The following is a 25,855-nucleotide window of genomic DNA, read 5'->3' on the forward strand; positions in this document are numbered from 1 at the left end:
ATCATCGAGCTGACCGGCTCCGAGTCGCGGATCCATCATTTGGCGCTGCCGGCCGACGACCCGCACGTACGCCGCCCCGACCTCACCCGCGCCCCCCGCAGCGCCGCGTCGTTGACCTCGTCGACGCGCAGGCGCAGCAGCGCCGGGTCGGTGACCGAGGCGTGCGGGTCGCCGGGGCCGTCGCCACGCCAGAGCGCGATGTGAGGGCCCGGAGGCGGGCCCCAGCGGGAGGGTGGGGTCGGTCCGAACAGGATCACCGAGGGCGTACCCAGGGCCGATGCCAGGTGGGCGATGCCGGTGTCGCCGCTGATGAGCAGCCGGGCCGAGCCGACCAGGGCGGCCAGCGCCATCAGATCGGTGCTGCCCGCGACGTTCGCCTCGGCCGCGAGACCGGCCCGGGAGCGTACGTCCTCGGCCAGGTCGCGCTCGGCGGAGGAGCCGGTGACCAGGACGCGGGCGCCGATGAGCGTCATCCGGGTGGCGACGGCGGCGAACCGGTCCGTCGGCCAGCGGCGGCTCGCGGAGGCGGCGCCGGGATGGATCAGGACCGCGTCCGGCTCGGGGGGCGGCTCCAGCCCGGGAGGTGGCAGGTGGACGTCGTCGGGATCGGCGGCGACGTCGGTGTCGAGGGTCTCGACGAGCAGCCGGCACCAGCGGTGGCGCTCGTGTTCCTCGGGGTCCCAGGCGGGCCCGCCGGGCTCGCCGAAGCCGATCAGACGGCCGGGACCGAGCACGCGGAGCAGGTCGCGGGAGGCGGGACCGTTGCCGTGCAGGTCGATGGCGAGATCCGGCGGCGGACCCGTCCAGGCGACCGGCTCGAGCTCCTCGGTGGCGATGACCTCGTCGACGACGGCGGCGAGCGCGATCAGCCGGGTCTGGACCGCGGGGGCGGCGAGCACGATGCGGTGCCGCGGCAGCGCCCGGCGGAGCATGCGGAGCGCCGGCACCCCGGCGAGCAGGTCGCCGAGGCCCAGCGCACGATAGACGAGCGCCGTCGGCATCAGACCGGCATCGCCCTCGCGGTCTCGATCAGCGAGGTGGTGGAGTGGCCGTCGTGGAACGGCACCACGACGGTGCGTCCGCCCCAGGTCGCCAGCAGGTCGCTCTCGGGGAGGTCGTCCTCGGCGTAGTCGCCACCCTTGACCCAGATGTCGGGGCGGAGCTGGGCCAGCACGTGCACCGGGGTGTCCTCGTCGAAGACGACCACGTCGTCGACGCAGTCGAGGGCGGCGAGCAGCCGGGCGCGGTCCCGCTCGGGTACGACCGGACGGTCCTCGCCCTTGAGCCGGCGGACGGAGGCGTCGGAGTTGAGGCAGACGACCAGGCGGTCGCCGAGCCGCCGTGCCGCCTGGAGGGTGGCGACGTGCCCGGCGTGGAGGAGGTCGAAGCACCCGCCGGTGGCGACGAGCGTGCGGCCCTCGGTCCGCCGGTCGGCGGGGGTGAACGAGCCGGCTCCGCCCGCGGCCACGAAGTCGCCGGCCGCCTCGACTGCGGTCTTCACGGCGGTCTCCGTCGATGCGGTGCCGGTGAGGCTCGCCGTCACGGTGGCCGCGAACCGGTCGCCGGCGCCGCAGGTGTCCTGGGAGCCGACACGGTGGGCGGGGATCTCCCGAGGCGCCCCGTCGCCCTCGGCCACCACGGCACCGTCTGCGCCGAGGGTGACGCAGACGGCCCGGGCTCGCCAGGCATCGCGCAGAGCGGCCGCATGCTCGCTCGCACCCGTGCCGGCGGCCTGGCCGGCGAAGGCGGCGGCCTCGGCCCGGTTGGGCGTGGCCAGGCGTACGCCGGGGACCGGTGCCTCCCCGCGAGGGTGCGGGTCCCACACGAACGGGATCGACGTCGTCGCGGCGATGCCGCTCAGGGGGCGGCGGAGGTTGTCGACGCTCGTCAGCCCCTGGCCGTAGTCGGAGACGAGGATCGCGTCGGCTCCGCCGATCGCGTCGAGCGCATCGGCCGGGACGGGCTCGATCGGGCCGCAGGAGCCCTCGTCCAGGCGCGCGACCGGCTGCTGCTCGGCGATGATCCGGCGCTTGACCGGAGTGGTGCCGTGCTGCGGGACGGCGAGGACCGTGATCCCGGCGTCGCTGCACAGCTCGTGGATCCGCGAGCCCGCCGCGTCGGCCGCCAGCGCGGTCACCAGGACCACCTCGTGGCCGTCGGTGGCGGCCAGGGCCGCCGCGAGGCCGGCGCCACCGGGACGCAGCCGCTCTCGCGGGTCGTCGATGACCGGCGCGTTCGCCTCCGGCAGCCGGCGGCGTACGTCTCCGGTGACGTCCACGTCCAGCAGGACGTCGCCGACCACGACCACCCTCATCGCAGCACCTCCAGGTCCTCGGTCGAGACCTGCGCCGGCACGCCGACGCCGAGCTCGCGGTCGAAGGCGGCGCACATGATGTGCAGCGCGACCAGGTGCATCTCCTGCACGGTGGCGGTGTAGCGCGCCTCGACGGAGCAGTGCTCGTCGGAGAGGTCGGCCAGCGGGTTGGGGAGCGGGCCGGTCATCGACCAGACCTGCATCCCGGCCCGCCGTCCGCGCCGGGCGGCCGCGAGCAGGTTGCCGCTGCGGCCGCTGGTGGACATCAGCACGAGGACGTCGCCGGGCCGCCCGTGCGCCTCGACCTGACGGGCGAGAGCTCCTCGGGCGGGTAGTCGTTGCCGATGGCGGTCAGGCTGGAGGTCTCCGCGGAGAGGCAGATCGCCGAGAACGGGGCGCGGTCCTCGCGATAGCGGCCGACCAGCTCGGCGGTCAGGTGCTGGGCCTGGGCGGCGCTGCCGCCGTTGCCGGCCGCGAGAAGTCGCCCGCCGGACTCGAGCACGGGCACGAGACGTACACCCCACTGGTCGGCGATGTCGACACAGCCGTCGAACCTCCGCAGAGTCTGGCTGAGCTCGGCGAGGTGCTCGTGGGCGCATGGGGTCGTTGTCATCGGACTGCCTCCTTCGCATCGATGGAACGGGTGGATCTGGCGGGTCGGGTGACCCGCTCGTAGAGGTGCTCGGTGGCAGCCAGGACGTGGCGCCAGTCGTAGCGTTCGACCGCGCGCCGCCGCCCGGCCTCGCCGTAGCGCCGTCGGCGCTCGGGGTCGCGCAGCAGGGCGGCCAGGACGCGGGCCAGCTCGACGGGGTGCCGCGGTCGCACCAGGTCGCCGGTGACCCCGGGCACCACGGTGTCGAGAAGCCCGCCGACGGCCGTGCCGACCACCGGGCGGCCGCAGGCCATCGCCTCGACGGGCACGATGCCGAACGGTTCGTACCAGGGCACCGCCACCACGGCGTCGCTGCTGCGGATCAGGCCGGGGACGTCGTCGCGGTCGACGCTGCCGAGGAAGGTGGTGCGGTCGGCGACATGGTGATGGTCGGCGATCTGCCGCAGTCGCAGCGTCTCGGGGTCGGCATCGAGGTCCCTGCGCGAGGGGCCGCCGGCGATCATCAGCTCGACGTCGAGCCCCTCGTCGTGGACCAGGTGGGCGAGCGCCTCGATCGCGTTGCCGATCCCCTTGCGGGGCACCATCCTGCCCAGGACGAGCAGCCGCAGCCGGTCGGCGAGCCGGCCCGGTCCGGGCCGGAACAGATCGGTGTCGACACCGCACGGGATGATCGTGGCGCGGCCGTCGGGCAGGCCGAGCCGGCGGAGCTCGCGGACCTCGTCGGTGCAGGTCGCGATGACGGTGTCGGCCTCGACGCACAGCCGCCGCTCGTGCTCGATCCGCTCGGGCGGGCTGGTGTCGGCGTCACCCTGCTGGCGGCGCTTGACCGACCCGAGGGCATGGAAGGACTGCACCAGCGGAACCCCCTGCTCCCGGACGCCGGGGAGCGAGGCCAGCCCGCTCATCCAGAAGTGCGTGTGGACCAGGTCGGGCGGCTCGATGAGCCACGCCTCCTGCAGGCGCCTGGCCAGCTCCGGGATGTAGGGGAGGAGGTCGTCCTTGGCGACCTCGGCCGGCGGCCCGGCCGGGACGTGCTCGACCACGTAGCCGTCCGTGCGGACACGTGCCGGTGTGGCGAGGTCGTCGCGCCTGGTGTAGACGGTCACCTCGTGGCCGTTCTGCGCCAGGCCGGCGGCCAGCGCGGCGACGTGGACGTTCTGCCCACCGGCGTCCTCACGGCCGAGAGCGGCGAGCGGGTTGGCATGTTCAGAGACGAGTGCGACGCGCATCAGCGGCTCCTTCCCACGGTTTCGGATGGACGTACGCCGAGGGTGCCGAGCGCGGTGACGACAACGTCCGGCGTGACGCTGGTCAGGCACGGGTGCCCGGGAACGGGGCACTCGCGAGCGCGGGTGTCGCGGCAGGGAGCGTGCTGGTCGCCGAGGAGCACCCGGTCGACGCCGTAGGGTGCCCAGCGCTCGGCGCTGATCGTCGGGGCGTAGAGCGAGACCACCGGGGTGCCGACGGCGGCGGCCAGATGGGCGGGGCCGGTGTTGCCGACCACCACCGCCTCGGCCCGGCCGAGGACGCCGGCGAGCTCGTCGAGGCCGAGCGTCCCGCCCAGGTCGGTGCCGCGGTCCCCGGCGACGTACGCGGTGAGCCGGCGCTCCCCGGGGCCGCCGGTGACGACGACACCGAGCCCGAGGCCGCTCAGCTGCTCGGCCAGCTCCCGGAAGCGGTCCGGCGGCCAGGCGCGAGCAGGGGCCGAGGTGCCCGGATGGAGGGCGACGTAGGGCACCGGAAGCTCGTCGGGGGCGCGGCCGACCCTGAGGCCGACACTGACCGCGAGCCGGCCGTCGTCGCCGTCGGGCAGCCGGCCGCCGCAGGCGGTGGCGACGGCGAGCGCCCGTTCGGGCTCGGGGATGTCCTCCTCGACGTGCACCCGGTGGTCGAGCAGCGAGCCGGGGTAGTCGGTGCTCACCGCGGCCACCCGGCCGACCCCCGCAAGCCTGAGGACGAGCGCGGTCGGCAGCGGCGACTGGTGGAAGCTGGTCAGGACCACGGCCCGGTCGAACTGCCCGGCCTCGAGCCGCTTGCGCAGCAGGTCGACCTCGTCGGCATCGACCGGTGGCGGGTCCGCAGCGATCCACGGCGCCTCCCAGCACAGCACCTCGTCGACGCCGGGCAGCAGCTCGGCCGCCTCGCGGCCCAGCGGGCCGCACAGCATCGTCAGGTGGTCGCTGGTCGCGGCCATCGCGCGGACCGCCGGCCCGGCGAGAAGCACGTCGCCCATCGAGTCCAGGCGTACGACGAGGGTCCTCACCACACGCCTCCCAGCATCAGGTCGACGGCCTGGACGAGGCCGGCGGCGGTGCGCGGGGCGGCGGCGTCGATCTCCTCGCGGCGGGTGCGCAGCGTCGGGACCAGGCAGCCGCTCACACCGGCGTGCTTGGCGGCCTCCATGTCGCTGCCGATGTCGCCGACCATGATCGCGCGGTCGGGATGTACGCCGGTGCTGGCGAGGGCACGCTTGATCAGGTCGGGGCCGGGCTTGCGACACCCGCAGCGGTCGTCGGGGGAGTGCGGGCAGCGGAGCACCGCCTCGAACGGGCCGAGCAGCTCGATGACCCGCTGGTCGACGGCGTCGACCTGCTCCTCGCTGATGACGCCGCGGCCGATGCCGGACTGGTTGGTCACGATCATGAGCCGCACGCCCTCCGCGCGGAGCCGGTCGAGGGCCTCGCGGACACCGGGGAGCGGGCGCACCAGGTCGGGGTCGCCGTTGTAGGGCACGTCCTCGATCAGGGTGCCGTCCCGGTCGAGCAGGACCAGCTCCGGGATGCCGCGCCACGGCGTCGCGCCGTGGTGGCGGCGTACGCCCCGGAGCAGATGCCACGTCGCCGCCGCAGGGATCGCGGCGCTGGTCAGCACCATCCGCCGGATCTCGGCAGGGGTCCTCGGGCCGGGGGTGATGCGATGCCGGGCGAGCGCGGCGGTGCCCGCGAGCCAGCCCAGGGCACCGGCCCAGGCGAGCCGGCGGCGTCGGGACAGCAGACCGGCGACGGCGAGCGCTCCGGCGGCGGTGGTGGCCAGGTGGGACTTGCGACGGCCCTCGGGCGCGTTCGCCCGCTCGTGCCACCCGGGTCCGTGGAGCGCACGCATCAGGATGTCGTCGGCGTTGCCCGCCTGGGCGCGCACGCTGGCCCAGTCGTCGGAGGGCCGCACCGGATGGGTCACGTGCCGGCTGCCGACGACGATCCGGCCGCGGTCGGCGCCGAGGCGCAGGGCCAGGTCGGCGTCCTCGCGGAAGGCCCGCTGGAAGCGCTCGTCGAAGCCGCCCGCCTCGGCCAGCCGGTCGCGGCGGTAGCTCATGTCGGCGGTGATCCACGCCGAGGTCTCCAGGCTCGCGGTGCCGCGCTCCCAGTCGGTGGGCGGACGCCCGTCGGGGAGAGGGACGGTGAGGCGTCCCTGGCTGCCGGCGATCTCCTGCTCGGGGTAGTCCTTGAGCAGGCGCAGGTCGGCGATCAGGTCGCGATACCAGGACGCGTCCGGCACCACGTCGTCGTCGAGGAAGGAGACCCAGGGTGTGCGGGTGTGCCGCCAGCCGATGTTGCGCGCCCGGGCGGGACCGCCGCCTCCGGTCCGGACGACCTGGACGTCGAGCGAGCGGTCGTCGAGGACCAGGTCGTCCCCGTCGGGGCGGTCGTCGGCCACGATCACCGGACGGTGCAGCGGCACCGTCTGGTTCGCCAGCGCGTCCAGCAGCACCCGCAGGCTCGGCCGGCCGACGGTCGGGATGACGATGGTGGTCTCGATGGTCATGAGTTCGTCCTTGCGCGGCGTACGACGAACGGGCCGATGGCGAGCAGGTCGATCGGCGCCGACCCGAAGCACTCCAACGCGTCCCGGGGCGAGTCGACCATCGGCCGGCCCGCGGTGTTCAGGCTGGTGTTGACGACGACGGGCAGCCCGGTCCGGGCCTCGAACTCGGCGAGCATCCGCGCCACCAGCGGCTCGTGGTGCGGATCGACCGTCTGCACCCGGGCGGTGCCGTCGACGTGGGTCACCGCCGGGATCAGTGCGTGCCACTCCGCGGTGACGTCGTGGACGAACAGCATGTAGGGCGAGGGCAGCGGTCCGCGCTCGAAGAGGTCGGCCGCGCGCTCGGCGAGCACCATCGGCGCCACCGGCCGGAACTGCTCGCGGCCCTTGACGTCGTTGATCCGCTCGAGGTTCTCCTGGCGGCCGGGGTGGGCGAGCAGCGAGCGGTGCCCGAGGGCGCGCGGGCCGAACTCGCTGCGTCCCTGGAACCACGCGACGATCCCGTTGTCGGCCAGGCACTCGGCCACGGTCGCGGCGAGGTCGGCGGGACGTTCGTAGGCCACCCGGGCCGTACGCAGCGTCGCCTCGATCTCCTCCTCCGGCCATCCGCGTCCCAGGTCGGCGCCCGGCATGGGCTCGAGGCGGTCGCCGTTGTCGGCGGCGATCTGCAGCGCGGCGCCGAGCGCCGTCCCGGCGTCGCCCGCGGCCGGCTGCACCCAGATGTTCTCGTAGCCGCTGCGCTCGACCAGCCGGGTGTTGGCGACGCAGTTGAGCGCCACCCCGCCGGCGAGGGTCAGGTGGCTGCCGCTGGTCCGCCCGCGCAGCCATCGGGCGAGCTCGACCAGCACCTCCTCGAAGCGGAGCTGCACGCTCGCGGCCAGGTCGGCATGGTCGGCGGTCCAGGCCTCGCCGGGTCGCAGCCGTGGGGCGAGGGCGGACCAGTCGATCGGCTCGGTGATGAAACCGCCGTCCCCGGTGAGCCGGATCCGCTCGGTGAGCTCGTCCATCCGGTGGCCGCTGGACGCGAACGGCTTGCCGTAGGAGGCGAGCGCCATCACCTTGTACTCGTCGTTGGCGCGCAGGAACCCCAGATGCTCGGTGAGCTCCTCGAAGACCAGTCCGAGCGAGTGTGGGAGCTCCTGGCTGCGCAGGGTGGTCAGCGACCCGTCGGCGTCGTAGCGCCCGGCGAGATGGCTGTGGCACTCACCGCGGCCGTCGAGGACGAGCACGTCGCTGCCTTCGGCGACGTAGGGCGAGGCCAGCGCCGCGGAGGCGGCGTGGGCGACGTGGTGCGGGACGAAGCGTACGTCGGCCCGGTCCAGGCCGGGCAGGATGTTGGTCAGGAAGTCCGGTGCATGGGAGGCGTACGCCTGGCGCAGGCCGTCCCACGGGTCGTGCAGCCCCATCTCGTCCGCCGGCCGGGCCAGGGAGCAGTCGTAGGAGTAGGCGACGGCGTCCAGGTCGCCGGGCTCGAGCCCGGCCTCCTCCAGGCACCATCGGATCGCGTGGTCGGGGAGCTCCCACGCCGCGAACGGCACCGGCCGGTGGCCGTGCTTGCGGCGCGAGAAGCGCTCCTCCTCGGCCGCCGCGACCGTCCTGCCGTCGATGACGAGTGCTGCGCTGGGGTCGTGGAAGAGGGCGTTGACGCCGAGGACCTTCATCTGTGCTGCCTTCCGGACCGGATAGGGATGCGAAGTGCTTCCCGTACCCGGGGCGAAGCGCTTTGAGTCGCCTCACCGCGGAACTTGTCTCGCACCGCCGCATCACCGAAGGTGCTCCCGGGCACTGAAGGGGAATGAGAATCCTGATCTGGCACGTGCACGGCTCCTGGACGACGGCGTTCGTGCACGGCCGCCACGACTACCTGCTGCCGACCACCCCCGACCGCGGCCCCGACGGTCTCGGCCGGGCCCGCACCTGGGACTGGCCGTCGTCGGCCCGCGAGGTGAGCAGCGACGCCCTCGCGCAGGAGGAGGTCGACGTCGTCGTCCTGCAGCGCCCGCACGAGGTCGACCTGGCCGAGCGGTGGCTCGGCGGACGGCGGCCGGGCCGCGACGTACCGGCGATCTATCTGGAGCACAACACCCCGGCCGGTGCCGTGCCCGACACCCGTCACCCGATGGCCGGCGGCGGCATCCCGATCGTGCACGTCACCGGCTTCAACGACCTCGTCTGGGACTGCAGCGGCACCCCGACCACGGTGATCGAGCACGGCATCGTCGACCCGGGCCGTCGCTACACCGGCGACATCGAGCGCGCCGGGGTGGTCGTCAACGATCCGGTACGCCGCGGCCGCTCGGTCGGCGCCGACCTCATCCCGGCGCTGGCCGAGGGCGTCGGCGCCGACGTCTTCGGCATGCGCGTGGAGCGGCTGCCCGACTACCAGGGGCTGCGGACGTACGAGAACTACTCGCAGCAGGATCTGCACGATCACCTCGCGCGGCGTCGTGTGTACGTGCACCTCAACCGCTGGACCTCGCTGGGGCTCTCCCTGATCGAGGCGATGCACCTCGGCATGCCGGTCGTCGCCCTGGCCACGACCGAGACCCCGCTCGCGGTGCCGCACGAAGCCGGCTTCGTCACCACCCGCCGCGACGAGATCGTCCCGGCCGTACGTCACCTGATGAAGGATCCCGACGTCGCCGAGGAGGCCGGCCTCATCGGGCGCCGGCACGCCAGGCGGCGCTACGGCCTGGACCGGTTCCTCGACGAGTGGGACGACGTGCTCCGCTGGGTGGCCAGCAGCAGCGCCAGCTGAGACGGGCCCGTTCGGGCATCGCGGGGCGCGGGGGCGGGTACGGGAGGTAAAGCCCGTTCCCCGACCGAAGGACCGCCATGACCGACACGCCGAGCCCTGGCACCCCCGACCAGACCGAGTGGCTGACCACCTCAGGCGGTGTGCGCCTCCGCGAGACCGACAAGTCCCTCAAGGCGGGCGAACGCGGCCCGACCCTGCTCCAGGACCACCATCTTCGCGAGAAGATCACCCACTTCGACCACGAGCGGATCCCCGAACGCGTGGTCCACGCCCGCGGTGCCGGGGCGCACGGCACCTTCACGGCGTACGGAACCGCCGAGACCGTCACCAGCGCCGGCTTCCTCGCCGAGGGCCGGGAGACGCCGGTCTTCGTGCGGTTCTCCACGGTGCTGGGCTCGCGGGGCAGCGCGGACACGGTGCGCGACACCCGCGGGTTCGCGACGAAGTTCTACACCGAGGAGGGCACCTTCGACCTCGTCGGCAACAACATCCCGGTCTTCTTCATCCAGGACGGCATCAAGTTCCCCGACGTGATCCACGCCGGCAAGCCGCATCCCGACCGCGAGATCCCGCAGGCGCAGTCCGCGCACGACACCTTCTGGGACTTCGTCTCCCTGCACACCGAGGCCCAGCACCACACGCTGTGGAACATGTCCGACCGCGGCATCTCCCGCTCCTACCGGATGATGGAGGGCTTCGGCGTGCACACCTTCCGGCTGGTCAACGCGGCGGGGAGGACGAGCCTGGCCAAGTTCCACTGGAAGCCGAAGCTCGGGGTGCACGGCCTGCTCTGGGAGGAGGCCCAGATGCTCGGCGGCTTCGACCCGGACTTCCACCGCCGCGACCTCGCCGAGGCGATCAAGGCCGGTGCCTACCCGGAGTGGGAGCTGGGCGTCCAGGTCTTCCCGGACACCCCCGAGCAGACCTACGAGGGCATCGACCTGCTCGACCCGACCAAGCTCGTTCCCGAGGAGATCGCGCCGGTCCAGACGATCGGCCGGCTGGTCCTGGACCGCAACCCGGACAACTTCTTCGCCGAGACCGAGCAGGTCGCCTTCCACGTCGGCAACCTGGTGCCGGGCATCGACGTCACCGACGACGCGCTGCTGCAGGCGCGGCTCTTCTCCTACGTCGACACCCAGCTGACCCGGCTCGGCGGGCCGAACTTCAACCAGATCCCGGTCAACCGGCCGCACGCGCCGGTCAACGACATGCTGCGCGACGGGTTCCACCAGCACGAGGTGCACCGTGGGGTGGCGCCCTACCACCCGAACTCGCTCGACGGTGGCTGCCCGTTCCTGGCCGGCGACCCGCAGGGTGCCTTCCTGGACAACCCGGTGACGGTGCCCGAGACGGCCAAGCAGCGCACGCAGCCGGCCTCGTTCGACGACCACTTCAGCCAGGCGCGGCTCTTCTGGCTGTCGATGACACCGGTGGAGAAGCAGCACATCGTCGCGGCGTACGCCTTCGAGCTGGGCAAGGTCCACGAGCCGGAGATCCGGGAGCGCCAGCTCCAGTGCCTGGCCGAGATCGCCCCGGACCTGTGCGGCGGGGTCGCCACCGCCCTCGGCCTGCCGGCGCCCTCGCCGACGGGTGAGCTCGCAGACCCGGAGCCCAGCCCGGCCCTGTCGATGCTCGGTGGCTCCTACCCGCCGGACGGCCGGGTCGTCGGGATCGTCGCCGGCCCGGACAGCCCGGCCGACGAGATCGACGGGTTGCGTACGGCGCTCCTCGGGTCACGGATGATGCCGCTGCTGGTCGCCCCGACCGCGGCACCGCTCGGCGACGACCTGACCGTGCAGCGTACGTTCGCCACCGCTCGCTCGGTCGAGTTCGACGCGCTCGTGGTCGCCGACGGCGCGGCCTCGGTCGCCTCGGACCCGCATGTGATGCTGCTGGTCGAGGAGATCTTCCGGCACGGCAAGGCGCTCCTGGCCTGGGGTGACGGGGTCGAGGTCATCGCGACGGCGGGTATCGCCGTGCCCGCGCCGGGCGTCAAGGCGGAGGCGTCCGGCTCGATGGTCGCCGCGGAGCTTCCCGACCTCCTGGGCGCGCACCGTTCGTGGGAGAGGTTCGCTCTCTCCTGATCGTTTCCCGGTCGGAGGGTTTACGAGCGCGCGAGGTGGGTACCGGTGGGGCCGTACGCACGAGAGAACTCATGAGGAGTGATCCGCATGACCACGAAGAGCGTTGAGACCGGAACCGTCACGGGAACCCCTGACAAGGACTACAACCTCATCTGGTTCACCGAGGCCTGCCTGGACAACGCACTGCGTCTGGACACCTACATCGAGGACGCGCGCCGTTCGAAGGACACCGACCTGGAGGACCTGTTCGTCCGTGCTCAGGCCAACTCCGTGCAGGGTGCCGAGGAGGCGAAGGCCCTGCTCCGTAGCCGCTTGGACGGGAACGTCTGAGCTTTCCCCCGCAACAACTACACACCGAGGTGAGATCAAAATGGCACTACTCCTATGGCTGATCGCGGCAGTCCTGGTGATCGGCGGAATCCTTGCGCTGGTCCGTGGCCAAATCCTGTGGGGAGCTGTCCTCATCGTGGTCGGTCTTTTGGTCGGCCCCGGTGGGGTGAGCATCTTCACCTAGAGACCGTGCGGCCCGGTGCCCCCTGTGGGGCCCCGGGCCGCGTGGTGTCCGGAGTGAAGCCCGGAGTCATGCCCGGTGTGAGGCCGGGTGACGAAGCCGAACGAAAGGACCGACCATGGGTAAGTGCGCCACGTGCGGCAACGAGTACGACGGGAGCTTCGAGGTGACCACGGCCTCGGGTGAGCAGCATGTCTTCGACTCGATCGAGTGTGCGGTGTCGGTGATCGCGCCGGTGTGCGTCAACTGCGGCACCCGCATCCTCGGACACGGGGTGCAGAACGAGCAGCACATGTTCTGCTGTGCCCACTGCGCTCACGAGGTCGGTGTGACCGGGGTGAGCGACCGGGTCACCAGCGGCTCCTGACGGCGATCCGGATGACCCGCGATCTCGCCACGGACCTGCTTCGCCACGGCTACCACGCGATTCCCGACGCCCGACGGCGAGCCGGCGACCCGCCGGCCTGCCCCGTCAAGCTCCTCGGGAACGACGCGCTGGTGGTGAGCGGTCCCGCCTCCGTACGTCGCTTCTACGATCCCTCGCTCATCCGGCGCACCGGTGCGGTGCCGGCCCCGCTGGCCGCGCTGCTCTTCGGCCGTGGCGCCGTCCACGGCCTCGACGGCGCCGAGCACCTGCACCGCAAGGCGCACTTCCTCGACCTGCTCGACGATGCCGACACGACCCTCCACGATCTCGTACGCCGCCACCTCCGCTCGGTCCTGGGCGAGCGTCGCGGCGAGACGGTGGAGGTGTTCACCCTGCTGTCGGAGGCCTACGCCCGGGCGGTCCTGGAGTGGGCCGGCATCTCGGTGCGCAACCCCGGCCGGGTCGGGCGGCGATTGGCCGCGATCGTCGACGGGTTCGGCTTCTCCGGCTCGTCCTACCCGATGGCCTGGGCGGCCCGGCTGTGGGCCAACCGCTGGGCGCGGGAGCTGATCCGCGAGGCACGCGCGGCCCGGACGCCGCCCTCGACGCCCGTGGAGGTCATCGCCGCCTGGCGGGACCCGCACGACGACCTGCTGCCGGTCCCGGTGGCCGCGGTCGAGCTGCTCAACGTGCTCCGTCCCGCCGTCGCGGTGGCCTACCTCGGCACCTTCGCCGTCCAGACCCTCGACGACGAGCCACGACTGCGCCCGGTGCTCGCCGAGGATCCCACGCGCCGCCACGCCTTCACCCAGGAGGTACGCCGCGTCTTCCCGTTCGTCCCCGCGCTCGCCGGCATCGCCCGGCAGCATGCCGACTGGGACGGCGAGATCGTCTCCCCGGGACAGCGGGTCGTCCTCGACGTGCCCGGGACCAACCTGGACCCGGGATCGTGGTCCGCCCCCTACACCTTCTCGGCCGAGCGGTTCGTCGGTCGCGACGTCGACGCCTTCGAGCTCGTGCCGCAGGGCGGGGGAGACCCGGCGGAGGGTCACCGGTGTCCGGGTGAGCCTTCGACGATCGCGATGATCTCGGCCACCGTGGAGATCTTCGCCGGTGCCTCCTGGAGCGTGGTCGAGCGCGGGAGCACCTACCCGCGGATCCCCGCCCGCGAACGGCTGCAGATCCGAGTGGGCTAGGTCAGCGACGCCCGGCGAACCGCAGCGCGCTGTGGTGCTCGTGCGCCAGCCGCCGCAGGCAGAGCAGGAACTCCCCGAGGACGACCTGGCCCAGCACCATCTGCTCCATCATGGCCTCGCGGTCCTGAGTGGCGTCGATCTGGTCGAGCTCGTAGGCGGCGATCGCGTCCACGAGAGGCAGGTAGGTCGCCGCGCCCTCGGGGTCGGTGGGAAGGCCGCTGTCGAGGATGACGCTGATGATGCCGGCGAGATGGTCACGCTCGGGGGCGTCGGGCCTGACCTTCGTCCACCCCGCCCGCTCGACGATCTGGTCGGCGAGCTCGCGAAGGTGGGCGTCGCTCGTCTCGGGGACCGTCGTCTCGGTGCGGAGCGCGTCGCAGGCCTCGCCGAACATGTCGTGCACCGACGCGCTGCGGTCCTGGGTGGCGTCGACCAGTGCCTTGAGCGCTCCGACCGGGACGGCGCCGACGTCGCGCAGCACGCGGAGCAGGCGGAGGCGGCGTACGTGCTGGTTGTCGTAGTCGGCCAGGCGCTCGGAGAGCTTTCTGCCGGGGGAGAGGAGGCCTTCGCGCAGGTAGTACTTGATCGTCGCGACGCTCACGCCGGTCGAGTCGGCGAGCTCGGAGATCCGCATGGTTCCTCCGTTGAAAGTGGTTGACAGCCTTGCTGGATAGGAGCACTATCCTAGACTAGATACTGTCGCTATCTAGTGAGGAGACGGGCATGTCCAAGATCGCGCGGGCCTACCGAGAGGCTCCGAAGAACGTGCCGAGCGGCGTCGCGCCCGGCCACCGCGTCGCCGATGTCGGCACCGGCGAGGTCGTCGTGTTCCTGATCGGGATGCGGGTCAACCGCTGGCGCAAGGTGCGCAGCTGGTTCCCGGTGTTCGTCGCGATGCCGCGGATGCTCGCCGAGCTCGCCAAGAATTCGGATCTCGGACTGCTCTCGGCGCGCAGCTACTGGTCGGGGAGGGTGCTGATGACGGTGCAGTACTGGCGCAGCGTCGAGGAGCTCGGCCGGTTCGCCAAGGACCCGTCGCTCACGCACGCTCCGGCCTGGGCCGCCTTCAACCGGCGCGCGGCCTCGACCGGTGACATCGGGATCTGGCACGAGACCTACCGGGTCCCGGCCGACCAGGTCGAGACGCTCTACGGCAACATGCCGACGTTCGGGCTCGGAGCCGCGCTCGGCGTGGTCGAGCGGGCCGGCGGGCGGCGCAACGCGACCCACGAGCGGATGGGCTCCACCCGTCCGGAGTACGTCGAGACGACCTAGATGTTCTGACCACGGACGTTAGGTACGGCGGGCCGACTGGACGATGACGAAGACCTCCGGGTGAGGTGTGGAGCTACCACGCACCCACATCCACCACGGAGGTCTTCGTGTCCCACGCTAACGCCACCCTCACACCAGCGGGACGTCTGCGCCTAGCCAAACTCGTCGTCGACAAGGGCTGGTCCTACGCCAGGGCCGCTGAGCGGTTCTCCGTCGGTGTCACGACCGCGCGGCGCTGGGCCCAGCGCTATCGCGAGCTCGGCAAGGCCGGGATGGTCGACCGATCCTCGCGTCCGCACCGCTGCCCGAACCGGCTGCCGCAGCGGACCGAGCGACGGATCGTGAAGCTGCGGGTGACGCGGCGCTGGGGACCAGCCCGGATCGCCTACCACCTCGGCCAGAACCCCTCCACCGTTCACCAGGTCCTTCGACGCAACGGCTGCCCGCGACTGAAGTGGACCGACCCGGCCACCGGCGCCCGGATCAAGACCTCCTCACGAGACAAGCACCGCTACGAACACCCAGCACCCGGCGACCTGATCCACGTCGACGTCAAGAAGCTCGGCAAGATCCCCGACGGCGGTGGGTGGAGGGTCTTCGGTCGGGACTCGGCACAGGCGCGAGCAACTCACGCGGCCCGCGACCGGGCAGGCCGAGCCGGTGCCGCGTCCTCGCGCGGCTACGTCTATCTGCACCACGCCGTCGACGACCATTCCCGGCTGGCCTACTCCGAGATCCTCAGTGACGAGCGTAAGGAGACCGCAGCAGCGTTCTGGAAGCGCGCCAAGAGGTTCTTCGCCGCCCACGGCATCACCGTCAAGGCCGTGCTCACCGACAACGGTTCCTGCTACCGCAGCCGGCTCTGGGCCAAAACGCTCGGCCGGCGGGTCAAGCACCGACGCACGCGGCCGTATCGACCACAGACCAACGGCAAGGTCGAACGGTTCAACCGGACACTGCTCGAAGAGTGGGCCTACGCCACGACCTACACCTCAGAAGCCGACCGAGCAGCCACATACCCCGCATGGCTGCATCACTACAATCACCACCGCGGCCACACCAGCCTCAAAGGCAAGTCACCAATCGACCGCGTACCCAACCTCCCCGGCCAGAACACCTAGAGCGCGGTGACGGTCTCGCTCGGCGACAGGGCCCGGGTGGGAGCGCCCCGCAGCAGCACCAGCGCGAGCAGCGCGGCGATCGCCGCGCAGACCGCGGCGCCGGCGAAGACGGTGTGCTCCTGGGCGATGGCGGCGCCGATGAGCAGGTCCTGGTAGTCCTCGCACATCCCGCCGCCGGTGCACACCGAGGACAGCGAGGGCAGGTCCGCCTGGGCGGCGTAGTAGCTGCGCAGGCCGATCGTGGTCAGCGCCGAGATGCCGACGAGCATGCCCACCATCCGGGCCACCACGGTGAAGGACGTGGTCAGGCCGTGCATCGACTGCTCGGTGGTGGCCAGGATCGCGGCGTTGACCGGCGCCAGGGCGAGACCGAAGCCGAGACCGCCGGCGACGAGCACGACGGTCGCCGCGATCGAGCGCAGCGCGTCGGCGTCCCAGCGCGCCATGAACACGAACGCGACCGCCGCCAGCAGCATGCCGGCTCCGGCGATCACCCCCGCCGGCAGCCGCCTGGTCAGGAAGCCGCCGGCGACGGCCCCCACCGGCAGTGCGACCAGGAACTCGAGCAGCACCAGGGCCGCCTTCAGCTGGCTGTCGCCGTAGATCGTGGTGCGGGCGAAGAGCGGCACGTCGATGAGCGCGGCCACCAGCGCCGCCCCGACGAAGAACGAGACCAGCACCGAGCCCCACGCCGGCGTCCGGGCGAACGCGCCGCGCGGCACGATCGGGTCCTGTGCCCGGCGCAGGTGGAAGACGAAGCCGAGCAGCGCCAGCCCGCCGGCCACGAGATACCAGGTGCCCTGCTCGGAGAAGACCGCCACCTCGGGGTCGGCGGTCGCGAAGGCGAGGATCACCCCGGCCAGGGCGATCGAGAGCAGCAGCGCCCCGAGGAGGTCGACCTCGGCGGTGATCCGGCCGAGCACGCTGCGTACGCCGGACCGCAGGCCCCACTTCACCAGGAAGCCGAGGGTGGCGAGGATCGTGACCAGGCCCAGCGGGGTCAGCCAGCGCGTCGACCCGACCGCGGGCACGTAGAGCGCCCCCCAGGTCAGGTCCTGGACGAGGGCGGCGGGCTCGACCGCCAGCAGCACGAACGCGACGCCGGCGAGGAGCAGGAACAGGAGCGTGATCAGGTCCGGTCGGGTGGACCGGGCGAGCGCCGGGTCCGAGCGGCCCAGGCGTTGGATCGCGACCGCCAGGACGACGCCGACGACGAGGTTGAGCAGGAAGATCGCGCGCCAGTCGGCGATTGCGAGCACGACCGCCCCGATCAGCGGCCCGAGCACGGAGCCGAGCTCCTGGACCGCCGAGACCAGGCCGAGCGGAACGCCGCGACGCTCGGCGGGGTAGAGCGCCGCGACCAGGGCGAGGGTCGCCGGGACCAGCGCGCCACCGCCCAGCCCCTGGAAGAACCGGCCGACCACCATCGCCGCCAGGTCCCACGACAGTGCGGTCAGGAACGAGCCGAAGGCGAAGACCACCAGCCCGCCGACGAGCACCGGCAGGTGGCCGAGGAGGTCGGCGAGGCGTCCGATCAGCGGCAGCACCGCCACGTACCCCAGCAGGAAGCCCGAGATCAGCGGCGCGGCCCGCTGGAGCTCCTCGATCGAGAGCCCGACGCCCGCCATCATGTCCGGCAGCGCCAGCACGACGACGTAGGTGTCCGCGGCGGCGAACGCCACCGCGACCGCGGCGAGCCAGAGGATCACCCTCACGGCTTGGCGATCTCCTTCTCGACGTCGTACTCGGTGATGTCGATCGTGTAGGAGTACGCCGCCTCGCCCTCACCGCTGAAGTGGCCCTTGATCGTGGCCTCGGTGAGCTCGTCGGAGTCGTTGATGATGTAGGTGACGTCGAAGTCGCCCGCCGCGCCGGCCAGGATCTTCTGGACCGCCGTGTCCGGCAGGGTGCCGGTGTAGGTCGAGAGGATCTCGTCGTTGTCGGCGCCACCGCGCACCGACTTGCCGATCTTCACGTCCTCGGTCGCGGAGAGCAGCGAGGAGATGCCGGTCTCCGGCGCGATCAGCGCCGCCGGGTCGGGCACGCCGTAGTCGGCCGGGTCGAGCTCCTGGAACGTGGTCGTGAACGGCAGCTTCGCGTAGACGACGCCGTCGACCGAGACCACGTCGACCTGCGCCTCGGCGCCCATCACCGGCACGGTCAGCTTGCCCTCGAACGCGGGCTTGCGGGTCAGCGTCCCCGTCGCCGCCTTGAGCGTCGTGATGCCCTCGGGCAGGTCGTCGGAGGCGAGCGTGAAGTTGATTCCGCTCGTCTCGTCGAGGTGGCTCTTCGCGGCCGCGAGCACCTGCTTCGGCGTACGGCCCTGGGCCGGGTCCTCGTCGCCGCAGGAGGTCATCACGAGAAGCGCGGCCAGAAGGGCGACGAGCGCGAAGGTGAGGCGTGGCAGGCTCAGTGGCATGCCGCTCAGAATGCCACGTCCCGCAACCCCCGCGGTGCTCAGGGTGGCCTCATCGGTGGACCGGACGCGGAGTCTCGATGCACCGCCGGATGGTGGTGACGATGCCGCCGGCGGTGAACAGCTCGTCATCGGGGGATTCGCTCACGCGTACCTCGTGGATCTGGTCGACGAGGGCGGCCAGCGCGGCCTGTGCGTCCGCCTTGGCCTCCGGGTCGGCGGTGCGCCCGTCGCCCGACTCCACCAGGTCCGCGAGCGCGAGCAGCGCCCGCGCCGTGGGAGGACGCAGCTCCGGGCCCAGCCCGACCTGATCGTTGCCCTCCCGTTCCTCCTCTTCCAGGAGCTGGGTGAGCTCCTCGACCAGGAGGCACACCCGCTCGAGGCTCGCCGCCTGCTCGAGCTGCCTGTCCAGGCGGTATCGGTGGCGTTCTCGACGCCTGTTCGCGCGGGAGGCGTCGAGGACGAGCTGTCTCGCGGCGCGCATGCTCTGCAGGGCCGGCTCCGGCTGCGCCAGGAAGTCGCTCCACTGGGTCTCCGTCGGTGGCGTGTCTCGTTGGAGAGCATGTGCCAGCCGCCGGAGCTGGACCAGCACCTCGCGACGTACGTCGCTGATCGCTCGCTCCGCGGGCGCGAGGGGCAGCTGCGGGAAGAGCATCGTCATCGCGACTCCGATCGCGGCCCCGATCAGGGTGAGGCCGCCGAAGGCGCTCACGAACGCCACCGGGTCCTCCGTCCCGATGATCAGCACGAACAAGGCGGCCGTCGGGACCCAGTAGCCGGAGTCGTCGAGCCAACCCGTGGAACCCGCGATCGTTCCCGCCGCGATCACCAGCGCCACCGTCGCGGGGCTGGGCGAGAGCACCGCGCCGATGGCCAGGGCGATCGCCGAGCCCAGCCAGATGCTGACCATGCTCTGGACCGACGTGCGCACCGAGCCCAGCACGGTCGTGGACATCGCCACCACGGCGCCCAGGGGTGCGTAGTAGGGGAACTCGCCCGCCGGGCCGTGAAAGACCGCACCCACCCAGAACGCGATGGCACCTGCGACCGCCGTCGTCAACGCCTGACCCCACGGAAGGCGGCGAACACGCGCACGGAAGTTAGCCCATCGCTCCGTGACGGGTGTGACGGCAGGTGTCATCGCATGCTCCCTCGCTCGGCGACGGAGTGATCCGGTACCCGGTATCCCGGTTCTTGACCTCCTCGGAGATCACTCGGAGCTCAAGCGGCGACGGGCACGCCGCGGGTGAGGACGCGACGGGTGAGGAGGGCGAGGAGGACGGCGACGGCTCCGACGAGGACGACGGCGGCACCGAGGCCGCCGAGAGCGCCGGTGAAGACGACGACGAGCAGCGGGCAGACGAACTCGCCGAGGAACAGGGCGGCGGTCCACAGGCCGGTGCCGCGACCGCGCTGCTCGAAGCTGAGCCCGGACTGCGCCCAGACGAGCAGCGTGGGCAGCATCAGGCCGGTGCCGGCCGAGGCGACCACCGCGCCGAGCACGATGACCGGCACCACCGAGGTGGCACCGAGCACGACCAGACCGGCTCCGGCCAGCAGGAAGGCCAGGGGAAGCAGGAACGCGGTGCCGCGGCCCGAGATCCGGCCGAAGGCGTACGCACCACCGGCCGTCGCGAGCGAGGCGAGCGCGGTGAACGCGCCGATGGTGGGAACGGCGGTGATCCCGGCCGCGTCGAGGACGTAGGGCAGCTCCACGATCGGGGTGTAGAAGACGATGCCGCCGACGACGGTGACCGCGCACGGCAGCGCGAGGGCACGGGCGGGCAACGGTGGGAGGGGCGTGCGCTCGCCGGCCCGAGCGGTCTCGCCGGCGGGCTGCCAGATGAGCGCCGCGGCGAGGACGAGGAAGAGCAGGCTGGAGGCGTAGAGCCAGAACGGGGTGCGCCAGTCCTGGGCACCCAGCGCACCGCCGAGGGCGAAGAACGCGGTCGCCGACAGCGACGCGAACACGGTCTGCATCCCGAGCCAGCGGTCGCGCTCGGTGCCGGAGAAGTAGTCGGAGATGAGCGTCGTGCAGCAGGTCATGATCGCCGCCTCGGCGACGCCGACCCCGGCGCGGCTGAGCACGATCGCGGCGAGCCCGTCCAGCCACAGCGGCGCGGTGCCGAAGACGGCGTAGACCACCAGGCCGGTCAGCAGCAGCCGCTTGCGACCGAACCGGTCCACGATGCGGCCCGCGAACGGCGCCAGCAGCGTGATCATCAGCGCCGGGACGGTGAGCGAGAGCGGCACCAGCGCGGTCGCCGCCCCGCTGTCGCCGAAGTGGTCCTGCATCCGCGGCAGGACGGGAGCGAGCAGCACGGCGCCGAGGACGGGCAGGCAGCTCATGAACATCAGCAGGAAGCCCTGAGGGCGTCCGGCTCGCCGGGACGGCATGGTGGTGTCGGGCATGGGTTCTCCCACGGTCGGCCGAGATGATGTGACAGCAGTCACAGAATCGTGGGAGACGCGGAAGGTATTGCGGAAGCCAAACCTGCTTCTGTCGGGTATCAGCCCCGTCGATGGTTTGGGGTCAGTCCGGCTGGCCCAGCTGCGCCGCGGCGCGTGCCATCATCCGGCGGAGCCAGCCGTGTCCCGGGTCGGCGCGGTGGGCGGGGTGCCACCAGAACGCCTCCTTGAGCGGGAGGACGTCCCAGGGGCAGTCGAGGGTGCGTACGCCGGCGGCCCCGGCCAGCCGCGCGGCGAGCTGCTGCTGCAGCAGGGCGACCCGCGGGGTCCCGGCGACCAGGAACGGGACCGGCAGGAAGCTCTCGGTCACCACGTGGACGTCGGGATCGACCCCGATCATGCTGAGCTGGCGTACGGCCGGGGTGAAGGCGGTCGGGGCGTGGTGGGTGACCACCCACGGCATCTCGGCGAGCTGCTCCATGGTGATCTCGTCGCCGACGGCGTCGTTGTCGGCCGAGACGACCAGCACCCAGCCGTCGGTGTGGAGCTCGACCGCGGGCACGTCGTGGACGAAGCCGTGTGGGAGCACCATCCCGTCGACGTGCCGCAGTGACTCCGGCGCCTGGTCGACGTCGGCGTGGGTCTGCAGCTGGAACCGCAGGCGTACGCCCGGGGCCTCCTGGGCCACCTCGGTGGCGAGGTGGTCGCCGAGGACGGTCGCGGAGTAGTCCGAGGCGACGACGGTGAACTCGCGGGTCGAGGTCGCCGGGTCGAAGCCGGGCTCGGCCTCGAAGACCCGGCGTACGCCGACGAGCGCTGTCGTGGTGGTGCCGCGCAGCTGGGTGGCCAGCGGGGTGAGGTCGTAGCGGTTGCCGGTGCGGACGAGGAGCTCGTCGCCGAAGTGCCGCCGGAGACGCCGCAGTGCGGCCGAGACCGCCGGCTGGCTCAGCCCGAGCCGCTCTGCCGCCCGGGTCACGTTGCGCTCCTCGAGCAGCGCGTCCAGCGACAGCAGCAGGTTGAGATCGAGGTTGCGGAGCGGATCGGCGGCCATGCCCAGACTATAAACGCCATGAATAGGCGGGATAGAGGATCTGCCCTTCCTGAATAGTTCTGCGGGAGCGAGAGTGGTGCTCGTCACTCCACCCCCGCACCTCCAGGGAGATCTCATGCCCGCCATCAGCTCGGTTCTCGTCATCGGCGCCGGAACCGCCGGGACGGCGACCGCGATCCTGCTCGCCGAACGCGGTGTCTCGGTCGACCTCGTCGACGCCAAGCCGGACCTCGCCGCCCTCGGCTCGGGGATCACCCTGCAGGGCAACGCCCTGCGGGTGCTGCGCGACCTGGGCGTGTGGGAGCGGGTGCGGGCGGAGGGCTTCGGCTACGACACCCTCGGGCTGCGTGCGCCCGACCCGGCCGGGACCCTGCTGGTCGAGCTCGAGGACCACCGCACCGGCGGGCCGGACCTGCCGGCGACGGTGGGGATGTACCGCCCCGCGCTGGCCCGGATCCTGGTGGAGCGGGCTGCCGCGGCCGGCGCCAAGGTGCGCTTCGGGGTCACGCCGTCGAGCCTCGAGCAGGACGAGGCGGGCGTCGACGTCGCCTTCGCCGACGGGTCGCACGGGCGCTACGACCTCGTCGTCGGCGCCGACGGGGTGCGGTCGTGGACGCGTCGGGCGATCGGGATCGAGGTCGAGCCCGAGCCGGTCGGCATGGGGATCTGGAGAGCCTTCACGCGTCGACCGGCCGAGGTCACCCGCACCGACCTCTTCTACGGCGGACCGTCCTACATCGCCGGCTACTGCCCGACCTCTCCGGACTCCCTCTACGCCTACATCGTCGAGCCGGCCCAGGACCGGGCCGACCTCTCGCCGGCGGAGGGCCTGGCGGTGATGCGCGAGCTGGCCGAGGCGTACCACGGGCCGTGGGACGAGATCCGGGCGTCGCTGACCGACGCCGAGCGGGTGAACCACACCCACTTCGAGAGCCACGTCGTCGACGGCCCGTGGAACCGCGGCCGGGTCGTGATCATCGGGGACGCCGCCCACAGCTGCCCGCCGACCATGGCCCAGGGCGCCGCCCAGGCGCTCGAGGACGCCGCGGTGCTCGCCGAGCTGCTCACCGGCCTCGACGATCTGGACGCCGTCTGGCCCGCGTTCACCGAGCGACGGCTACCGCGCGCGAAGGCCGTCGTCGAGGCCTCGCTCCAGCTCTGCACCTGGCTGAAGGCGCACGAGCGCGGTGACGTACCCGGGCTGATGGCCCGCGTCGCCACCCTCGTCACCCAGCCCGCCTGACCCACCCATCTCACGAGGAGAACACCGTGACCGACCCCGTCATCGAGACCCCGCCCGCCGAGCGGCTCATCACCCACCTGCGCCACGTCGACCTGGCCGTGCCCGACTACGAGCGGCAGCTGGAGTTCTACACGAACACCTGGAAGCTCTCGGCCGAGACCACCGACTCCGGTCTGGTGTTCCTGGCCGCGGAGGGCTCGCCCGAGCACTACTCCGTGCGCCTGCGCCGCGCCGACGACAAGCGGCTGGACCTGATCGCCTTCGGCGCGGCCAGCCACGCCGACGTGGACGCGATGGCCGAGCGGCTCGGCCGCGCCGGGGTGACCCTCGTCAGCGAGCCCGGCCCAGTGCTGACCCCGGGTGGCGGCTACGGCTTCCGCTTCTTCGACAACGACGGACGTACGGTCGAGGTCTCCTGCGATGTTGCCGTGCGTCAACATCGGAAGATCGAGGAGGGGGAGTCCGTCCCGGTCAAGCTCTCCCACGTCGTCATCAACTCGCCGAACCCGGAGCAGACCGTGGCGTTCTACCAGCGCCACCTCGGCTTCGCGCTCTCCGACACCCTGATGCATCCGCGGCTGGGGTCGATGATGTGGTTCCTGCGTACGAACACGTTCCACCACAGTCTTGCGGTCGCCCGCGGGCCGCACGTCGCACTGCACCACGCCTCTTTTGAGATGCGCGGCCTGGACGAGTACATGCGCGGCACGGGGCGGCTGCTGCGCGCCGGCGTGGAGAAGATCTGGGGGCCGGGGCGGCACCTGGCCGGCAACAACACCTTCAGCTACTTCCTGGACCCGCACGGCAACACGATCGAGTACACCACCGAGCTCGAGGAGCTCGCCGAGGACACCTGGCACCCGCACCTCTACGACTTCAGCGACCCCGAGGTCACCGACCAGTGGGGCACCGCCAACCCGATGAACGAGCTGATCGCCGGCAAGTCCTTCAACGACCCGGACAAGGGCGTCTTCGTCGCCCCGCCGGTCTGAGGAGAGCCGATGAAGCTCGCCACCTTCCTCGACCCGGACCTGCGGGCGCCGCGCGTCGGGCTGGTCACCGGCGACGGCCTGCACCCGTTCGCCGTCCGGCACACCATGCGCTCGCTGATCGAGGCCGGGCGCGACGTGCTCGAGCGTGCCGCCGACCATGCCCGGGCGGCGCGTCCGTTCGACCTCGCCGAGGTCGAGCTGCTGGCGCCGCTGGAGCCCGCCTCGGTCCGTGACTTCGTGGCCTTCGAGGAGCATGTCGAGGGCGTACGCCGCTCCGTCGACGGCGCGGTCGGCGTCCCCGGTGCCTGGTACGACGCCCCTGCCTTCTACTTCACCAACCCGCACGCGATCCTCGGACCGGATGCCGAGGTCCCGTTCCCGGCGGCCTGCGAGGCCCGGGACTTAGAGCTGGAGGTCGCGGTGATCATCGGCTCCGAGGGCCGGTCGGTCTCCCCCGAGGAGGCCGGGGCGTACGTCTTCGGCTACACGATCCTCAACGACTGGTCGGCGCGCGACCTGCAGGGTCGCGAGATGCAGGTCGGTCTCGGACCGGCGAAGGGCAAGGACTTCGCGACGACGCTCGGGCCGTGGATCGTGACCGCCGACGAGCTCGAGCCGCACCGCGACGAGGACGGCTTCCTCGACCTGCTGTGCACGGTCTCGGTCAACGGCACCGAGGTCGGCCGCGACCGCCTCTCGAACATCGGCTGGACCTTCGAGACGATGATCGCGTACGCCTCCCGCGACTCCCGCGTGGTCGCCGGCGACGTCCTCGGCTCGGGCACCGTCGGCAACGGCGGGTGCCTGGCCGAGCTCTGGGGCCGTCGTGGCGCGCAGGAGCCGAAGCCGCTGCAGCCCGGTGACGTGGTCACCCTCGAGGTCGAGGGGATCGGCACCCTCACCAACACCGTCGCGGTCGCCCCGCCCGCCCCCGAGCTGCCGCCGGTGCGCCGTCGCGACGGTGCGTCTCGGGCGGCCGCCCGGGAGGTGCCTCGATGAGCTCGCTGGCCGGGCGTACGGTCGTGGTCACCGGAGCGGCCTCGGGGATCGGCGCGGCGGTCGCGGCCGCGGTGACCGCCGCGGGCGGGACGGCGGTGGGCGTCGACCGCGAATCCGCGCCCGGCGTACGGGCCCTTGATGTCCGCGACGAGGACGCCTGGGCCGCGCTGGCGGGCGAGCTCGCCGGGTCGACGCATGGACCGGTCCACGGGCTGGTGAGCTGTGCCGGCGTGACCCGGCGTGCCCGCGTCGGTGCCGCGAGCGTCGCCGACATGCGCGACGCCCACGACGTCAACGTGCTCGGGCCGCTGCTCGGCATCCAGGCGCTCGCGCCGCTGATGCCGGCCGGCGGGTCGATCGTCACCATCGGGTCGCTCGCCGCGCTGCAGGGGCACTATCCGGTGGCCTACACCACCAGCAAGTGGGCCGTTCGCGGGCTCACCCACACCGCTGCGCTCGAGCTGGGGGCGCGGGGGATCCGCGTCAACGCCGTGCATCCCGGCTTCATCGAGACCGCCATGACCGCCTCCGCGCCTGACGCGTTCCGCGAGGCCTCGGTCGCCGCGACCCCGCTGGGCCGCGTCGGCACACCCGAGGAGGTCGCGTCGGTCGTGGTCTTCCTGCTCGGTGACGGGGCGGCATACGTCACCGGTGCCGAGATCCCCGTCGACGGCGGGGTCGCCTCGCACGCCGGCGCCAAGGCCGTCTCCGACGCGCTGCGCTGAGATCCATCACAACCAA

Annotated in this window: 26 protein-coding genes; 12 read left to right on the forward strand and 14 right to left on the reverse strand. The window is 72.2% G+C overall.

All coding sequences use genetic code 11. The features are described from left to right. Nucleotides 1-35: 35 nt before the first annotated feature. The 8 genes from ACWZJV_RS25025 to ACWZJV_RS25060 are packed head-to-tail and all read right to left on the reverse strand — an operon-like array spanning nt 36 to nt 8,350. A complete protein-coding gene (locus ACWZJV_RS25025; RefSeq protein ID WP_457179241.1) occupies nt 36-1,001 on the reverse strand; it encodes a glycosyltransferase family 9 protein in 966 nt (321 codons plus the stop codon). Further along, nucleotides 1,001-2,314 carry a D-glycero-beta-D-manno-heptose 1-phosphate adenylyltransferase gene (rfaE2, locus tag ACWZJV_RS25030; protein WP_457179242.1) on the reverse strand — a complete coding sequence of 438 codons (1,314 nt, stop codon included), beginning with the start codon at nt 2,312-2,314 and terminating at the stop codon, nt 1,001-1,003. Before rfaE2 ends, ACWZJV_RS25025 begins: the two co-directional genes overlap by 1 nt. After that, the gene (locus ACWZJV_RS25035; RefSeq protein WP_457181986.1) at nt 2,311-2,694 is read right to left on the reverse strand and encodes an SIS domain-containing protein; all 384 of its coding nucleotides are present in this window, start codon (nt 2,692-2,694) and stop codon (nt 2,311-2,313) included. The genes rfaE2 and ACWZJV_RS25035 overlap by 4 nt, the downstream gene beginning before the upstream one ends. Continuing rightward, nucleotides 2,580-2,927 carry a hypothetical protein gene (locus ACWZJV_RS25040; RefSeq protein WP_457182020.1) on the reverse strand — a complete coding sequence of 116 codons (348 nt, stop codon included), beginning with the start codon at nt 2,925-2,927 and terminating at the stop codon, nt 2,580-2,582. Before ACWZJV_RS25040 ends, ACWZJV_RS25035 begins: the two co-directional genes overlap by 115 nt. Continuing rightward, nucleotides 2,924-4,156 (reverse strand): glycosyltransferase, encoded by a 1,233-nt coding sequence (locus ACWZJV_RS25045; RefSeq protein ID WP_457179243.1) that lies wholly within the window; start codon nt 4,154-4,156, stop codon nt 2,924-2,926. The genes ACWZJV_RS25040 and ACWZJV_RS25045 overlap by 4 nt, the downstream gene beginning before the upstream one ends. Next, nucleotides 4,156-5,190 (reverse strand): glycosyltransferase family 9 protein, encoded by a 1,035-nt coding sequence (locus ACWZJV_RS25050; protein WP_457179244.1) that lies wholly within the window; start codon nt 5,188-5,190, stop codon nt 4,156-4,158. Before ACWZJV_RS25050 ends, ACWZJV_RS25045 begins: the two co-directional genes overlap by 1 nt. Further along, nucleotides 5,187-6,689, reverse strand: a complete 1,503-nt coding sequence (locus tag ACWZJV_RS25055) for an HAD-IIIA family hydrolase (protein WP_457179245.1) — start codon at nt 6,687-6,689, stop codon at nt 5,187-5,189. Before ACWZJV_RS25055 ends, ACWZJV_RS25050 begins: the two co-directional genes overlap by 4 nt. Further along, on the reverse strand, nt 6,686-8,350 hold the full coding sequence (locus tag ACWZJV_RS25060) for a carbamoyltransferase family protein (protein WP_457179246.1): 1,665 nt from the start codon (nt 8,348-8,350) through the stop codon (nt 6,686-6,688). The genes ACWZJV_RS25055 and ACWZJV_RS25060 overlap by 4 nt, the downstream gene beginning before the upstream one ends. A 134-nt stretch (nt 8,351-8,484) precedes the next feature. On the opposite strand from ACWZJV_RS25060, the gene ACWZJV_RS25065 reads away from it, so the two are divergent. The 6 genes from ACWZJV_RS25065 to ACWZJV_RS25090 all read left to right on the forward strand — a co-directional run bounded on the left by ACWZJV_RS25065 (nt 8,485) and on the right by ACWZJV_RS25090 (nt 13,608). Next, the gene (locus ACWZJV_RS25065) at nt 8,485-9,447 is read left to right on the forward strand and encodes a glycosyltransferase (RefSeq protein ID WP_008361772.1); all 963 of its coding nucleotides are present in this window, start codon (nt 8,485-8,487) and stop codon (nt 9,445-9,447) included. A 77-nt stretch (nt 9,448-9,524) separates the two neighbouring features. Then, nucleotides 9,525-11,534 carry a catalase gene (locus ACWZJV_RS25070; RefSeq protein WP_457179247.1) on the forward strand — a complete coding sequence of 670 codons (2,010 nt, stop codon included), beginning with the start codon at nt 9,525-9,527 and terminating at the stop codon, nt 11,532-11,534. An 87-nt stretch (nt 11,535-11,621) separates the two neighbouring features. Further along, the gene (locus ACWZJV_RS25075; RefSeq protein WP_008361770.1) at nt 11,622-11,864 is read left to right on the forward strand and encodes a hypothetical protein; all 243 of its coding nucleotides are present in this window, start codon (nt 11,622-11,624) and stop codon (nt 11,862-11,864) included. 40 nt (nt 11,865-11,904) lie between these two features. Then, nucleotides 11,905-12,048: a GPGG-motif small membrane protein gene (locus ACWZJV_RS25080; RefSeq protein WP_008361769.1), complete on the forward strand. Its 144-nt coding sequence runs from the start codon at nt 11,905-11,907 to the stop codon at nt 12,046-12,048. A 115-nt stretch (nt 12,049-12,163) separates the two neighbouring features. After that, complete coding sequence (locus tag ACWZJV_RS25085; protein WP_196874619.1) at nt 12,164-12,412, forward strand: hypothetical protein; 249 nt, start codon at nt 12,164-12,166, stop codon at nt 12,410-12,412. A gap of 11 nt (nt 12,413-12,423) precedes the next feature. Beyond that, a complete protein-coding gene (locus ACWZJV_RS25090) occupies nt 12,424-13,608 on the forward strand; it encodes a hypothetical protein (protein ID WP_457179248.1) in 1,185 nt (394 codons plus the stop codon). Nucleotide 13,609: 1 nt separating this feature from the next. Here ACWZJV_RS25090 and ACWZJV_RS25095 read toward each other — a convergent pair whose 3' ends face one another. Continuing rightward, complete coding sequence (locus tag ACWZJV_RS25095; protein ID WP_457179249.1) at nt 13,610-14,242, reverse strand: MerR family transcriptional regulator; 633 nt, start codon at nt 14,240-14,242, stop codon at nt 13,610-13,612. Nucleotides 14,243-14,331: 89 nt separating this feature from the next. Here ACWZJV_RS25095 and ACWZJV_RS25100 point away from each other — a divergent pair, with 89 nt between their 5' ends. Together ACWZJV_RS25100 and ACWZJV_RS25105 are read left to right on the forward strand one after the other, a co-directional pair. Next, nucleotides 14,332-14,883, forward strand: coding sequence for a DUF4188 domain-containing protein (locus ACWZJV_RS25100; protein ID WP_457179250.1), 552 nt, complete (start codon nt 14,332-14,334; stop codon nt 14,881-14,883). Between the two features lie 107 nt (nt 14,884-14,990). Further along, the gene (locus ACWZJV_RS25105; protein WP_457176814.1) at nt 14,991-16,004 is read left to right on the forward strand and encodes an IS481 family transposase; all 1,014 of its coding nucleotides are present in this window, start codon (nt 14,991-14,993) and stop codon (nt 16,002-16,004) included. Here the strand turns inward: ACWZJV_RS25105 and ACWZJV_RS25110 are convergent. The 5 genes from ACWZJV_RS25110 to ACWZJV_RS25130 all read right to left on the reverse strand — a co-directional run bounded on the left by ACWZJV_RS25110 (nt 16,001) and on the right by ACWZJV_RS25130 (nt 21,880). Then, the gene (locus ACWZJV_RS25110) at nt 16,001-17,719 is read right to left on the reverse strand and encodes an MFS transporter (RefSeq protein ID WP_457179251.1); all 1,719 of its coding nucleotides are present in this window, start codon (nt 17,717-17,719) and stop codon (nt 16,001-16,003) included. The two genes, ACWZJV_RS25105 and ACWZJV_RS25110, sit on opposite strands and share 4 nt — an antisense overlap. Next, nucleotides 17,716-18,423: an LppX_LprAFG lipoprotein gene (locus tag ACWZJV_RS25115; protein ID WP_457179252.1), complete on the reverse strand. Its 708-nt coding sequence runs from the start codon at nt 18,421-18,423 to the stop codon at nt 17,716-17,718. Before ACWZJV_RS25115 ends, ACWZJV_RS25110 begins: the two co-directional genes overlap by 4 nt. A gap of 49 nt (nt 18,424-18,472) precedes the next feature. Beyond that, a complete protein-coding gene (locus tag ACWZJV_RS25120; RefSeq protein ID WP_457179253.1) occupies nt 18,473-19,480 on the reverse strand; it encodes an FUSC family protein in 1,008 nt (335 codons plus the stop codon). Between the two features lie 161 nt (nt 19,481-19,641). Then, nucleotides 19,642-20,832: an MFS transporter gene (locus ACWZJV_RS25125; RefSeq protein ID WP_457179254.1), complete on the reverse strand. Its 1,191-nt coding sequence runs from the start codon at nt 20,830-20,832 to the stop codon at nt 19,642-19,644. 121 nt (nt 20,833-20,953) lie between these two features. Next, nucleotides 20,954-21,880: a LysR family transcriptional regulator gene (locus ACWZJV_RS25130; RefSeq protein ID WP_457179255.1), complete on the reverse strand. Its 927-nt coding sequence runs from the start codon at nt 21,878-21,880 to the stop codon at nt 20,954-20,956. Nucleotides 21,881-21,995: 115 nt separating this feature from the next. Between ACWZJV_RS25130 and ACWZJV_RS25135 the strand changes: the two genes are divergently transcribed. From ACWZJV_RS25135 to ACWZJV_RS25150, 4 genes are read left to right on the forward strand one after another with little or no spacing between them, the layout of a single operon-like run. Continuing rightward, complete coding sequence (locus ACWZJV_RS25135; RefSeq protein ID WP_457179256.1) at nt 21,996-23,123, forward strand: FAD-dependent monooxygenase; 1,128 nt, start codon at nt 21,996-21,998, stop codon at nt 23,121-23,123. A gap of 26 nt (nt 23,124-23,149) precedes the next feature. Further along, complete coding sequence (locus ACWZJV_RS25140) at nt 23,150-24,115, forward strand: VOC family protein (protein WP_457179257.1); 966 nt, start codon at nt 23,150-23,152, stop codon at nt 24,113-24,115. Nucleotides 24,116-24,124: 9 nt separating this feature from the next. Beyond that, entirely contained in the window at nt 24,125-25,114 is a 990-nt protein-coding gene (locus ACWZJV_RS25145; protein ID WP_457179258.1) for a fumarylacetoacetate hydrolase family protein, read from the forward strand. Beyond that, nucleotides 25,111-25,839 (forward strand): SDR family oxidoreductase, encoded by a 729-nt coding sequence (locus ACWZJV_RS25150; protein WP_457179259.1) that lies wholly within the window; start codon nt 25,111-25,113, stop codon nt 25,837-25,839. Before ACWZJV_RS25145 ends, ACWZJV_RS25150 begins: the two co-directional genes overlap by 4 nt. Nucleotides 25,840-25,855: the final 16 nt, after the last annotated feature.

Source organism: Nocardioides sp. WG-D5 (genome assembly GCF_054031175.1).